At 69.4% G+C, this 13131-nt stretch carries 10 protein-coding genes; 7 read left to right on the top strand and 3 right to left on the bottom strand.

Annotated elements, in window-relative coordinates; all coding sequences use genetic code 11:
* Positions 1-283 precede the first annotated feature (283 nt).
* The 3 genes from ACFY3N_RS28120 to ACFY3N_RS28110 form a co-directional block, all read right to left on the bottom strand.
* Complete coding sequence (locus ACFY3N_RS28120; RefSeq protein WP_390819547.1) at positions 284-1015, bottom strand: hypothetical protein; 732 nt, start codon at positions 1013-1015, stop codon at positions 284-286.
* Positions 1016-1280: 265 nt separating this feature from the next.
* A complete protein-coding gene (locus ACFY3N_RS28115; protein ID WP_390819546.1) occupies positions 1281-1472 on the bottom strand; it encodes a DUF397 domain-containing protein in 192 nt (63 codons plus the stop codon).
* Entirely contained in the window at positions 1469-2269 is an 801-nt protein-coding gene (locus ACFY3N_RS28110) for a Scr1 family TA system antitoxin-like transcriptional regulator (RefSeq protein WP_390819635.1), read from the bottom strand. Before ACFY3N_RS28110 ends, ACFY3N_RS28115 begins: the two co-directional genes overlap by 4 nt.
* Positions 2270-2456: 187 nt before the next feature.
* On the opposite strand from ACFY3N_RS28110, the gene ACFY3N_RS28105 reads away from it, so the two are divergent.
* The 7 genes from ACFY3N_RS28105 (at position 2457) to ACFY3N_RS28075 (ending at position 13107) form a co-directional block, all read left to right on the top strand.
* On the top strand, positions 2457-2885 hold the full coding sequence (locus ACFY3N_RS28105; RefSeq protein ID WP_390819545.1) for an ATP-binding protein: 429 nt from the start codon (positions 2457-2459) through the stop codon (positions 2883-2885).
* A 103-nt stretch (positions 2886-2988) separates the two neighbouring features.
* Positions 2989-3807 carry a hypothetical protein gene (locus tag ACFY3N_RS28100; protein ID WP_390819544.1) on the top strand — a complete coding sequence of 273 codons (819 nt, stop codon included), beginning with the start codon at positions 2989-2991 and terminating at the stop codon, positions 3805-3807.
* Positions 3800-6985: a DEAD/DEAH box helicase gene (locus ACFY3N_RS28095; protein ID WP_390819543.1), complete on the top strand. Its 3186-nt coding sequence runs from the start codon at positions 3800-3802 to the stop codon at positions 6983-6985. The genes ACFY3N_RS28100 and ACFY3N_RS28095 overlap by 8 nt, the downstream gene beginning before the upstream one ends.
* A 128-nt stretch (positions 6986-7113) precedes the next feature.
* Complete coding sequence (locus tag ACFY3N_RS28090; RefSeq protein WP_390819542.1) at positions 7114-10902, top strand: AAA family ATPase; 3789 nt, start codon at positions 7114-7116, stop codon at positions 10900-10902.
* Positions 10903-10981: 79 nt separating this feature from the next.
* A complete protein-coding gene (locus ACFY3N_RS28085; protein WP_390819541.1) occupies positions 10982-11239 on the top strand; it encodes a type II toxin-antitoxin system Phd/YefM family antitoxin in 258 nt (85 codons plus the stop codon).
* A gap of 116 nt (positions 11240-11355) precedes the next feature.
* Positions 11356-11664 carry a VapC toxin family PIN domain ribonuclease gene (locus ACFY3N_RS28080; RefSeq protein ID WP_390819540.1) on the top strand — a complete coding sequence of 103 codons (309 nt, stop codon included), beginning with the start codon at positions 11356-11358 and terminating at the stop codon, positions 11662-11664.
* 216 nt (positions 11665-11880) lie between these two features.
* Positions 11881-13107, top strand: a complete 1227-nt coding sequence (locus ACFY3N_RS28075; protein ID WP_390819539.1) for a cytochrome P450 — start codon at positions 11881-11883, stop codon at positions 13105-13107.
* Positions 13108-13131: the final 24 nt, after the last annotated feature.

Here is a 13131-nt window from a genome sequence, read left to right as displayed (position 1 = left end):
CATCCGACGGCGTTCGTCCGTCCCCGGTCGATCCGGCGATCGGCGGCGATGCTGAGACTGGAGCGAGAGTCTGAGATTGACCGCGGCTGCCTCTGCCATGTTGGGCCACCCCGGCCCGGTGTCGGGCTGTTGTGCCGGGGGAAGGACTCGAACCTTCACTGTCACCGCTTCTTCAGGCTGAACTTCAGTGTCAGCTTGCGCTCCTCACGCGGGCCGGTCCTCATGTCCGGCCCGCGCTGTCGCGCACCCCCGCGCTCGCACGCGGGGGCGATCGTGGTCGGCGTCAGCCGAACAGGTAGCCGAACACCGCGTCGCCGACCCGCTTGTCGGTGACCTCGGCGCCGTTGGCCTCCTCGCGGGCGAACTTCACGGCCTGCTGGAGCTTCTCGACCCGCTCCACCAGCTCGTTCACCCGCCGCGCCGGAAGGGCGCCGGAGAACTTCACGGTGGTCCAGTATCCGATGGGCACGTCCTCGTAGTACACCTCGACCTGCGCCGGGTGCTTCTCGGTCGCCTCCGCCTTGACGTGGTTGCGCGGGACCTTCTTCGTACGGATCGTGCGGACCGGGTCGGTCTTCCACCAGTCCGTGGACGGGTCGTGGGACCAGGACTCGGCGGCGTCGAGGGTGGGCAGCTTCTTGACGAAGGTGTGCAGGTCGGTGAGCTGCTTCTCCAGGAAGAGCAGGTAGCCGACCGGCACGTCGGCGACGATCGTCCGCCCGTCGACGGTGACGTCCGCGCGGGCCGTGCAGTTCGCCCAGTCCTTCGTCGCGGTCACGTCGAACAGCCGCGTCAGCGAGGCGGCCATCTCCCGCAGTACGTCCTCGCCCTGCACCTGCACCCGGGTCGACTCGGGCGGCAGCTGCTCGCCCTCCTCGTCCTTCGGCTGGTACGTGCGCGAGATACCGGCCAGCAGCGCCGGCTTCTGCACCTTGTGGTGCGCCGCGGTGATGTCCTGGAGCGACTTGCTCTTGACACCCTTCTCGACCGCGATGATCTGGTTCAACTTCGCCACGTCGGGCCCCCCCTTCGAACAGGCAGAAACGTATCCCACCGGCTCGAACGCCCGCACTCCCTTTATCGCTCTGCTCTGACGCTTGTATCGCGGCCTGCATGTGAAGTCTGACCGCTCGGTCATCACGCCCATTGCGCGGCGGCCCAGCCCCACAGCTCTGTGGGCAAGCACCGACCTCCCTGCCGTCAGCAAGAGGGGTCCTTCATCCAAGAGAGACCTGGCCCGGGCGTACGACGTGTACCGCCCGGGCTGAGCCTTCGAGCCGTTACCGCGCCGCGTACCGCACGAACGCGGCCCACTCCCGGGTGGAGACGGCGAGTTGGGCACGGGCGGGTGCCTTGGAGTCACGGATGTGGATGGCGCCGGGCGTGACGGCGACCTCCAGGCATTCGCCACCCTCGTTGCCGCTATAGCTGCTCTTGAACCAGGCGCGGGGAGCGGATTCCGCAGCACTCATAGCTCTGCCACCATCTTCTCGATCAAGGCAAGGGACTCCTGCATCGTAAGGGCCTGTGCCCTGATGCTGCCGTACCGTGCGGCAAGGATGCGGACTTCCTCGACATCCGTGACCAGTCGGCTGGAGCTCTGCGCCTCGACATACCCCAGTTGAGGCTTCCCTTTGGGGGTCAACAGGATGAAGGAGCCGCCCATCCCTGCGTGCTGGGTACGCCCGGTCGGCATCACTTGCAGTTCCACGTTGCGCAGTCGGGCCAGCCGAAGCAGTTGCTCCAACTGCTCCCTGTGAACGTCCCGCTCACCGAGCGGACGTTGCAAAACCACTTCCTCGACTACAGCCGTGATCATCGGTGGGGGCCACTGGGTGAGGATGTCTTGCCGTGCCAAGCGGGAAATCACCCGTTGCTCCACCGTCTCCTCGTCCAGCAGCGGCTTACGCATCTCGTACAAGGCTCGGATCCGCCGTTCGGTCTGGAACAGGCCGGGAACGTCATGGCAGTTGTAGAAGTTGATCTCAACCGCCTCCCGCTCCAACCGCGCATAGTCCCGGAACCAGGCCGGATGCCGAACCCGCGCCTTCGCCTTGGCCCTCTCCACGTCCTCGATGGTGGCCCGCAGCAGCCCACCCGCCCCCAGCAGCTCATCGGCCGCCTCCAAGAACTCCCGCTGCGGCGTCCGCCTCCCCCGTTCTAGTGAGGAGACGAGGTCCTCGCTGTACCCGAGCTGGTCCCCCAGCTCCCGCTGGGTGAGTCCGGCCCGCTCCCGGAGCAGCTTGACCTGCTTGCCCACCGCCCTCATCAGGTCACCGCTCAACTCACCCTCGTCGTAGGCCCCCTGCGTCTCCACCGTCGCCTCGGACACGACTGCCCCCTTTCCCGGGTCACGACCGACACCCCGCACACGACACCTTCCGTGTCGGTACGGACACCCTCCGTACCGAAGGATGTCCTGGTCAGAGTAGAGCGGGCCGAGCACGCTCGGTGACGTGAAGACACAGATCTCCCCCCTTCGATTCAGCCAGCTCCTCAGTGCCACCCCGCGCGGCGCCCGGCTCGCCCGTCTGCTGACCGTGCAGCAGCTCGACGCGTGGGGCTGGCCGCCGTCCTGCACGGCGAGCGAGAACACCGCGCTGGTCGTCGCCGAGCTGGCGGCGAACGCGGTGACCCACGGCCGCGCCCAGGGGCGTGGTTTCCGGCTCACGCTCACCGTCGGGACGTCCGCCTCCGGCACGCTCCACGTCGAGGTCACCGACGCCCGGGGCGACCTCGCGCCCCGGCCTCGTACGACCGCCCCCGACCCCACCACCGTTTCCGGCCGCGGCCTGCTCCTCGTCGAAGCCCTGGCCACCCGCTGGGGGTGGGAGCCCTGGCCGCCCTCCGGGAAGACCGTGTGGGCATGTCTCCCGCTCTCCTGACGGGGAATGCGAGACAGTCCGTCCACAGATGGACACACACCGTGGACAAGGCCCCGGGGAGGTGGAGAGAATTCCGATCACGCTGTGGGGGAGGGACGTACGGGTGGGGGAAGACAACGCCATGGGCGGCGCCGTGCCGCGCATCTCGCAGGGGATCGAGGTGTACGCCGGCAAGGACGGGGCCGTGTCGTGGAGCGGCGTCGAGCTGACGGCCGACGTGATGCGGGAGTTACGCGGGGGGCCGTGGGCCGAGCGGGTCGGTGATCTCGCCGCCACCCGCGACTTCCTGACCGAGTTACGGGGTCTCGCCACGACGGACATGGAGACCGACACCCTCAAGGCCCTCCTGGCGAGCGAGCCGGAACCACTCCCCTGGCAGGTCGGTGAGGCCCTCGCCGAGGTGCTGCTGGAGCACTGGCACGGGGCGCTGTGGCTGTGGGACGGCACCCGTGACCGGCGTACGCGCAAGGCGAGCCTCCCAGGCGCCGATCTGGTCGGCCTGTGCGTGGCTGACGGCTCGGCGCGGCTGCTGTTCGGCGAGGTCAAGTCGTCCTCCGAGCAGTCCGCCCCGCCGGGCGTCATGAACGGCGCGGACGGCATGATCAACCAGCTCAGAAAACTGTCCACGAAGGACGACCACCTCACGCTCATGAAGTGGCTGCGTTTCCGGTGCCTGACCCCGGAGCACAAGGCCGCCTACCAGACAGCGGCCGGCCGCTGGGTGAAGTCGATGGGCAAGGACGTCCAGCTCTTCGGCTGCCTGGTGCGCGACACCGCCCCGGAGCCCAAGGACCTGAGCAACCGGGCCAAGGACCTGGCCAAGACGGTCGTGGAGCCGATGCACGCGCTGCTCACGGCCTGGTACCTCCCCGTGGCCATGACCTCATGGCCGGACCACGTGGGGGTGCTCGACCATGGCTGACCTGGGCTGGCTGGACGACGTGCTCGACCCGGCCCTCGTGTCCGAGGCCGGCGAACGGGCACACCGCGTGCTCATCGGGTCCGCGCTGCGTGCCGTGGAGGGGGAGGTCCCGCCGGGCCCCGAGGAGGGCCAGGAGGCGGTCGGTTTCGCGGTGGACGCCCTGGACCTGCTGGCCTGGGACGCGATCGCCGAGGACCCGAAGGCGGAGTCGACGCGGCGGCTGTGCGGGCAGATGTTCGCGCTGGCGCGGGCCCGGCTGCCCGCCTGGGACTCGCCGGAGGCCCGGCTGGAGCTGCTGCGCACGGCGTGCCTGGGTTGGATCGCGGACGAGACACCGCTCGCCGCCCGGCTGCTGGCGGACGTGGAGCTGCCCTCCGAGCCGCGGATGGCCGACGACTGGGAGTCCCGCGTGCGGCGCGGCACCGCCGACGCCTGGCTGCTGCTGCTACGCAAGCGCGGGTGGGACGACCTCGACGCGCTGGACCAGCTCCTGGCGCGGCTGCGGTGGGAGCAGGCGGGGCTGGAGGAGCCGTACCTCTCGGCGGCGGGCGACGACGCGCGTCCCGCCGCCTGGTCACTGGCCGCGCACTACCACCTGCTCAAGACGGCGGAACTGCTCGCCGAGTACCTGGCGACGGGGGCGTTGATGCGGGGGCGGCGGCCGAGCCGCCACTACGGGGTGCGCGAACGCGTGCAGTCGCACTGCGACCGCGCGCTGGAGGCGGCCATGGCCTCGGCCGACCCGGACCTGGAGGTGCTCGTACGGCTGCTGACCGCGACCGCCGACCAGATCATCGACAACAGCCTGTGGACGGTGGCGCGCGCGGTCAGCCCGGAGGTGAACGCCTTCGTGGCCTCGCTGGTCGACCGGGACCGGCCGCGCCCGATCTTCGAGGTGCTGCCACCACAGCGGGTGGCGCTCGCGGAGCAGGGCCTGATCCGCACGGCCCACCGGAGCGTGGTGGTCAGTCTCCCGACGAGCGCGGGCAAGACACTGATCGCCCAGTTCCGCATCCTCCAGGCGCTCAACGCCTACGACAAGCAGCAGGGCTGGGTCGCCTACGTCGCCCCGAACCGGGCGCTGGTGAACCAGGTGACGCGACGGCTGCGCCGCGACTTCGCGGGCCTCGGCATCGGGGTGGAACGGGTCAGTCCCGCCCTGGAGTTCGACGGTCTGGAGGAGGACATGCTCACGGACCGCGGCGAGAACCGGTTCCGGGTGCTGGTGTCGACTCCGGAGAAACTGGACCTGCTGCTGCGGTCGGGCTGGCAGGGGAAAATCGGGCGTCCGCTGTGTCTGGTGGTGGCCGACGAGGCCCATCACCTGGCGGCCGACGGGCGCGGTATCAAACTGGAACTACTGCTCGCGACCGTCAACCGGGAGGCCCTGGACGCGGGCTTCCTGCTGCTGACGCCCTTCATCGACAACGGCGACGTGATCGCCGCATGGCTGGACAGCGGAAGCCGGCAGTCGGTCGGGCTGTCCGTGGACTGGACGCCGAACGACCGCATCCTGGCCCTCGCCCGTCGCGAGCGCGCCCAGGGCAACGGTGGCTTCCAGGTGGCACTGGAGACCCTGGTCACCAGCCGGCGGACGCTCAGCATCCCCGACATCCTGCCGCTGGACGGGTACCGGCCGCTCGCGCTGTCCTGGTCGCAGGCGGGCAGCCCGACCAAGCTGGCCGCGGCCACGGCGGCGGTCCTGGCCGAGCGGGGCCAGACCATCACGCTCGCCGGGCGGCCCGACTATGCCTGGTCCATCGCCAAACTCATCGAGGGTGGCCGGCGGAACATGACGGAGGTGAGCGGAGACCTCAGAGCCGTCCAGGACGTCGTGGAGGAGGAGCTCGGAGCGGACTTTCCGCTCGTGGGGCTGCTGGCCAAGGGGATCGGCGTCCACCACCGCGGACTGCCGGAGGAGATCCGTACGCTGACGGAGTACCTGATGGAGGCGGGCGACCTGGCCCATCTGGTGGCCACCACGACCGTCGCCGCGGGCGTCAACTTCCCCGTGGCGAACGTCGTCCTCGCCTCCCACCAGTTCTCGTACGGGCAGGAGATGCCCGCCTCGGACTTCTGGAACCTGGCCGGACGCGCGGGCCGCGTCGAGCAGGGCGAGGTGGGCCTGATCGCACTGGCCGCGCCGGACGAGATCCGCGCCGGGGAGATGCGGGCCTTCGTCGGCCGGCGGGTGACAGACCTGAACTCCACGCTGGTCGCCATGGTCGAGAAGGCCATGAACCTCTATGGCCACCTCGACCTGCAGTTCCTCTCCCACGTCCCGGAGTGGTCCGCCTTCGTGCAGTACCTGGCCCACACCTACCGTCAGATCGGTGACCATGAGGAGTTCGCGGAAGAGATCGAGCAGATCCTGCGCGGCACCCTGGGTTTCCAGGACCTGCGGCGCAGGGACCGCGGCTGGGCGGCGGAACTGACCCGCAGCGTGCGGGCGTACGCGGAACGCCTGACGGGGAAGGCGCTGACACTGGTCGACAGCACCGGATTCTCCTGGGACAGCGTCGAAGCCACACTCGGTCGGCTGAACGCCGCGCGGATCGACTGGGAAGTGTGGGATCGGCACCTCTTCCAGGGAGACCGGCGGCCTCTCGCGCAACTCATCGGCGTCATGCTCGAAGTGCCCGAACTCCGTTCCCACCTGACCGAGATCACCCAGGACCACGAGGGCCGCACCGGCGACTTCGTCGCCCGTGTCATGCAGGACTGGGTCAACGGAGCCTCCGTACCGCAGCTGGCCGCCGACCACTTCAGCAAGGCCGGTGAGGCCGACCGTCTCAAGGCCATCACCAAGTGCTGTCAGCGCCTCTTCGGCGACATCGCACCCACGGTCTCCTGGGGCTTGGCAGCACTCCAGTCGCTCACCCTGGGCCAGGAATTCGCAGCCCTGCATCCGGACACCCAACGCGAACTGCGCAACATTCCGTCGTACGCCTTCTACGGCGTGCGCACCGAGGACGCGATCGCCATGCGGTTGGCGGGTGTGCCCAGGTCGGCGGCGGCCCGCATGGCCGTGGCGGCGGTCGGTGACAGCAACCACACGAGTGCCGCGGAGGCCCGCACCCGCCTCGCCGCGCTGCCCGAGACGGCCTGGCGGTCGGCCCTGGGCGCCAAGGGCCCGGCCTACCGAACGGTCTGGCGGATCCTCGACGGAGCCCGGTAAGACGTGTCCGTTCCGACCGTTCGAACACCCGTCCCTCCGCCGGGTGCGGATACCCGCTCGTCGCAAACAGGTGTCAGTGCCCGACCCTAGAGTGATGAGCGACTGCCGGAAGTGTGGGAGGGAACGCGGTGGCGTACGTGCAGCATCTTTCGGTCCGGGTCCCCTGGCACGACAGGGGCTGGGACGGCCGGATCTGCGACGATCCGCTGAGTAACGCCTCCTGTGTGCTGCTGGAGAACATCGGGCGTCGGCGCGACGACGAGCTCGAGGTCCGCCACGTCGGCCAGGCATTCGAGGCACTTCCGGGGGGTCCGCCCCCGTGCGCCGGCGAGCGGGGCGGCTTTCTTAGCAGCAAGGACCAGGTGCTGCGGACGTCCCATCCCTACGGCCACAACCCGGCGCTCAAGGCTCTTCGGAGTGCGTCCGTACCCCTGCCCGCGTGGTCGGTCCACGCCATTCCGTTCCGCTGGCTCAACCGGGACCTCCTCGACGACGTCATGGAACAGCAGCCTGTGGACGGCTACAGCACGGACGCGGAGGACCGTGCCATCTCCGCACTGGGCTTCGCGCCTGCCTGGGTGCTCCACGGGGACAACCAGAAGGCGGCCATCGACACGTTCTTCCAGGACGTCGCCGACGGCCGGTCCCTGGTCTTCTTCTACCTCAAGCACGCTCCGTTCGAGAACCATCCCCGCCGCCTGCTCGTCGGGGCCGCGCTGGTCGCATCGGTCACCCTGCCCGGCAGGTGGCCGGCCGACGGGCCCGGCCCCTTCCCCAACCACATGTGGGAGACGGTGGTCCGGCACACGCTGCGACCGGACGGCACCGGAGGCATCCTGCTGCCGATGCAGGCCCTGGCGCGGCTCGCGGCCGACGGCACGGACGTTTCGGACGCCCTGGCCGAAGCTCCTGAAAAACGCTGGGAGTTCTCGTACGGGACCGAACACGTACCGGCAGACACGGCGGTGGCCTCGCTCCTGGAGCTGAAGCGCGCCGCCGAAGCGGCCGTCGCCCTCGGCTGCGGACTGCCGGAGCGCTCCTTCGACTGGCTCGACGAGCAGTTGGACCGTGCCTGGCTGCGCCGCGGCACCACCCCCGGTCTTCCCGCGGTGCTGGATCTCCTGAGCGTGCCGCATCCCACCTTCGCGGCCCGTGAGGTGACGGCTGCTGTCGGTGAGGGAGAGGACCCCTGGCCGGTGCTGGAGCGGGCACTGGCCGGACGGGGCGGCCCGGACACCGTCACGTCGCTGGCCACGCCGACGCGCCGGAAGGTATGGAAGGCACTCGGTCAGGAGGACCGTCAGGCCATGCGGTTGCTGGCTCGCTTCGACCTCACCTCCGACCAGGTGCGCGACGTTTACCACCAGAAGACCACCGTGCCCCTGCCCGTGTCCGAGCTGCTCGCGGACCCGTACTCACTGGTGACCTGCACGATCGACGACGCGAACCCCATTCCCTTCGAAGCCGTCGACCGAGGTTGTTTCCCCGACCGGCAGCTGACGGACCGGCACCCGCTGCCGGTCTCGCAACCGCTCACGGACCCCGACGACAAACGGCGTGTCGAGGCCGCCATGGCGACCGTGCTGCTGCGTGAGCAGAGCCAGGGGCACACGCTGCTGCCGCTCGAAGAGATGCTGGAAGGGCTGGAAGGACTCAGCTCCGTCAAACCGCTGCGCCCCAGCGACGCGGTGCTGACGGCCCACGAGCTGCGGGCAGAGGACCTCGATGATGATCTCGACCTCGCCTGGCCGCAGTTGTGCAGGACGCGGATCGCCGGCGGTACGGCCGCTTACAAACTGCGCTCCGCCCTGTGGCGCAAACACACGATCCGGGAGGTCGTCGACCAGCTGCGCTCCGCCCCCCGGCACGCGGCGCCCAAGGATCTCGGGGCCACCCTGGACGCCGTCCTCGGCGCGCGGGGCGGGATCGCCGACGTCGACCGTGCCGAGGAGTCGCGGGCCCGGCGGGAAAAACTCGTGGCCTTGCGGGAGATGTACGAAAGCCGGTTCACCGTGCTCAACGGTCCGGCGGGCACCGGCAAGACCACCCTGGTCAAGGCGCTGGTGCAACGCCCCGAAGTGTTGTCGGGCGGGGTACTGTTACTCGCTCCCACGGGTAAGGCACGAGTTCAGTTGCAGGACAAGGTGGGCCATGAGGCGCAGACCCTCGCCCAGTTCCTGAGCAAGTCGGGCCGCTACGAGGCCGACAGCGCCCGGTACCGGATCACCGGCCGGACGCCGCGGGAGCGGCAGTACGGCACGGTGATCGTCGACGAGGCCTCGATGCTCACCGAGGATATGCTCGCGGCGCTGCTGGACGCCCTGGAGGCACCGCAGCGGATGATCCTCGTGGGCGATCCCCGCCAGCTTCCGCCCATCGGCGCGGGGCGGCCCTTCGTCGACCTGGAGCGTGCGGCCCGGCAGGGCCACGACGGCTCGTGGCCGCGGGTCGCCCGGGGCTGGACGGAGCTGACGGTGCTGCGCCGCCAGCGGGAACTGGGAAACGTACGCCATGACCTGATGCTGGCCCGTTGGTACAGCGGTGACGAGCACGGGGCCGACAGTGACGAGATCTGGCAGCGGCTGCGCCAGGGGCAGAACATGGCGACGCTCCGCGCGGTCCCCTGGAACGGCCGCACGGCGACGCAGGTGGTCGACGACGTGCTGCGGGACGAGTTCCATGTGGTGGAGGACGCCACGGGCCTGAGCTTCGCCACCTCGTACGGCGCGGGCACCACTCGATACGGGAACACGGTCTACCCGAACTACTTCACCGCCCCGGCGGGCTGCGGGCGCTGGCAGATTCTCAGCCCTGTGCGCGGCACGGCGCACGGCACCGTGGAACTCAACCGCCACCTCAAGCGACGTTACCGCGGCGCCTCCCTGGAGAACGCGCTCAAGGGATCCCGGTACCGCAGGGTTCCCAAGCCCTTGGGCGCGGAACAGATCGTGCTGGGCGACAAGGTCGTCCACACCCGCAACGGGACGCTCCCCGCGTGGTCCCAGTCAGAGGGGAAGAACACGAAGGGCTACGTCGCCAACGGTGAACTCGGTGTGGTCACCGGTGAGCTGAAGAGCGGGCGTATGAAATGGGCGCCTCACACCACCGAAGTCGAGTTCTCCTCCCAACCCGGACGTCGCTACAAGTACGGGCGCTCCGGTGGGGAGGAAGACGTGTCCCTGGAGCTGGCCTGGGCTCTCACCGTGCACAAGAGCCAGGGCAGTGAGTTCGAGACCGTCGTTGTGGTCCTACCCGCAGGGGCACGCGGCACCTCGCGGGAACTTCTGTACACCGCACTCACCCGGCAGACCAAAAAAGTGATCATCTGCCACGAGGGGCCCCTCGACGATCTCCTCGAGCTGACCCGGGCCACCGGATCCGACACCGCCCGGCGGTTCACCGACCTCATGGTCACCCCGGACCCGCGCATCGTGACGACACCCAGCGGCGCAAACTGCGGGCGGGTCGACGCGCGACTCGTCCACGTGGCGGTGAACGGTGTGATGGTGCGCAGCAAGAACGAGGTGATCGTCGCCGGCCTCCTCGAACAGCTCGCTCCCGGCGCGTGGGCGTATGAGCAGCCGTTCAAGGGGAAGGACGGCCGCACCGTGCTGCCGGACTTCACCATCACCCCGCTTTCCGGTCCCCCCGTCTTCTGGGAGCACCTTGGCATGCTCGACGATCCGGAGTATGCCGCCAGGTGGCGGCAGCGCCTGAAGTGGTACGCCAACCAGGGAGTGCTGCCCGAAAAGGACGGTGGCGGCCCCAACGGCACTCTGGTTTGGACAAGCGATGAGCACGGCGTGAACGAACCGGAATGGCGGGCACTGGCTCAACGCGTCGTCGGTACTGTCTCCATCCGCCGGGCCCGACCCATGGCCGTGAAGAAGACGGCCGCACGCCCTGAGCGCCCCTGACCCGACACCCCAGCCCAGGGGAACCACTCGCCGACCCACACCATCTGGTCAACGTGACGCCTGTACTACGAGGTACTACATGGAGACGACCGCCCGTGAGTTCCATCGGAACGCCTCGAAGATCCTCGCTGCCGCGGAACGTGGCGAGCGCATCACGGTAACTAAGAACGGACGGCCGGTGGCCATACTCGCTCCAGTGAGCGACGAGACGGTACCCGTCTCCCCCTTCCCGACCGACCCCATGAGTGAGAACGACGAGGCTCCTGTGTTCCACAGCGTCTCGCCCGTGGACTGGTCGGCGGGCCGCGGCACCTACCTGGAGGGGTTCGGGGCGTGACCGTGTTGATCGCCGACACATCCGGACTGTTCGCCTACTACGACGTAACCGATCCGGAGCACAGGGAGTGCCGCGCCGCGGGGGCGTGTGCCGCGCACTTAGTGCTGACTCCCCTGATGCCAGCCAAACTCGACTACCTGCTGACCACGAGGGTCGGCCCCGACGCCGCGCACGGTGCGCTCGCCCACATCCGCGACCGCGTCGCCGTACGACGGTACGCGGTGCCCGAGATCGAACCGCACCTGTCGACCGCGCTGGTCACGATGCGGCGCTATCCGCAGATCGGCCTCACGGACACCATGAACGTCGTCATGGCGTCCGAGTACCGAACGGACGCCGTGCTGACCCTGGACCGCCGCCACTTCCGGACCGTGCGCCCCCTGACCGGCCACGCCGCCTTCCGCCTCTGGCCCGACGATCAGTGACCTCGGCGCATTCGATCGCGGCGACGCGACGTGAGGGCCGGGGCGCGACGTCCCGGTCCTCACGCTTACAGGCACCGCCCGCACCGACGGCACCTGCGAGGGGCGGTTTTCGGCCGATGTCGCTGTCGGCACGGTCGGTCACCAAGTGCTCTGTTGCATCCGATAGTTGATCAATAACCTTGTGCGGTACACGAAGACACGATCGCAGGGAGTTCCATGTCCACCGCCCAGCAGGTGCCCGACATCCTCTCGCCCGAGTTCGCCGCCGACCCCTACCCCGCCTACCGGGTGATGCGGGACAGCGCGCCCCTCATCTGGCACGAGGCGACGAAGAGCTACATCGTCTCGCGCTACGAGGACGTCGAGCGCGTCTTCAAGGACAAGGCCGGCGAGTTCACCACCGACAACTACGCCTGGCAGCTCGAGCCCGTGCACGGCAAAACGATCCTCCAAATGAGCGGGCGGGAGCACGCCGTGCGCCGGGCCCTGGTCGCCCCCGCCTTCCGCGGCAGCGACCTGGAGCGGAAGTTCCTGCCGGTCATCGAGCGCAACTCCCGCGAGCTGATCGACGGTTTCCGGCACACCGGCTCCGCCGATCTGGTCACCGACTACGCCACCCGTTTCCCGGTCAACGTCATCGCCGACATGCTGGGCCTGGACAAGGCCGACCACCCCCGTTTCCACCGCTGGTACACGGCCGTCATCGCCTTCCTCGGGAACCTGTCGGGCGACCCCGGGGTGACGGCGGCCGGCGAGCGGACCCGGGTGGAGTTCGCCGAGTACATGCTGCCGATCATCCGGGAACGCCGCGAGAACCCGGGCGACGACCTGCTGTCCGTGCTGTGCGCCGCCGAGGTCGACGGGGTGCGGATGAGCGACGAGGACGTCAAGGCGTTCTGCAGCCTGCTGCTGGCCGCGGGCGGTGAGACCACCGACAAGGCCATCGCCGGCATCTTCGCGAACCTGCTGCTCCACCCCGACCAGCTCGCCGCCGTCCGCGCGGACCGCTCGCTGATCCCGCGCGCCTTCGCCGAGACCCTGCGGTTCACCCCGCCCGTCCACATGATCATGCGGCAGTCGGCGACGGAGGTGGAGCTCAGCGGCGGCACCGTGCCCGCGGGCGCCACCGTCACCTGTCTGATAGGTGCCGCCAACCGCGACGAGAACCGCTACCGCGAGGCCGACCGCTTCGACATCTTCCGCGAGGACCTCACCACCACGACCGCCTTCTCCGCCGCCGCCGACCATCTCGCCTTCGCGCTCGGCCGGCACTTCTGCGTCGGCGCGCTGCTGGCCAAGGCGGAGGTGGAGATCGGCGTCGACCAGCTCCTCGACGCCATGCCCGACGTGCGTCTCGCCGACGGGTTCGAACCGGCCGAGCAGGGCGTGTTCACCCGCGGGCCGCAGAGCCTGCCGGTGCGGTTCACCCCCGTGAGGAGCTGACCCGTACCGGCCGGCCCCGTCCGC

The sequence above is a fragment of the Streptomyces sp. NPDC000348 genome, from assembly GCF_042898795.1.
In the GTDB taxonomy this organism is placed as follows: Bacteria; Actinomycetota; Actinomycetes; order Streptomycetales; family Streptomycetaceae; genus Streptomyces.
This window is presented reverse-complemented; position numbering and strand designations above follow the sequence as displayed.

Bases quoted from the DNA above. Each gene is read 5' to 3' on its own strand.
- ACFY3N_RS28095 (WP_390819543.1), top strand. From the start codon at position 3,800: ATGGCTGACCTGGGCTGGCTGGACGACGTGCTCGACCCGGCCCTCGTG.
- ACFY3N_RS28110 (WP_390819635.1), bottom strand. From the start codon at position 2,269: ATGAGGGCGGTGGGCAAGCAGGTCAAGCTGCTCCGGGAGCGGGCCGGA.
- ACFY3N_RS28075 (WP_390819539.1), top strand. From the start codon at position 11,881: ATGTCCACCGCCCAGCAGGTGCCCGACATCCTCTCGCCCGAGTTCGCC.
- ACFY3N_RS28115 (WP_390819546.1), bottom strand. From the start codon at position 1,472: ATGAGTGCTGCGGAATCCGCTCCCCGCGCCTGGTTCAAGAGCAGCTAT.
- ACFY3N_RS28085 (WP_390819541.1), top strand. From the start codon at position 10,982: ATGGAGACGACCGCCCGTGAGTTCCATCGGAACGCCTCGAAGATCCTC.
- ACFY3N_RS28080 (WP_390819540.1), top strand. From the start codon at position 11,356: ATGCCAGCCAAACTCGACTACCTGCTGACCACGAGGGTCGGCCCCGAC.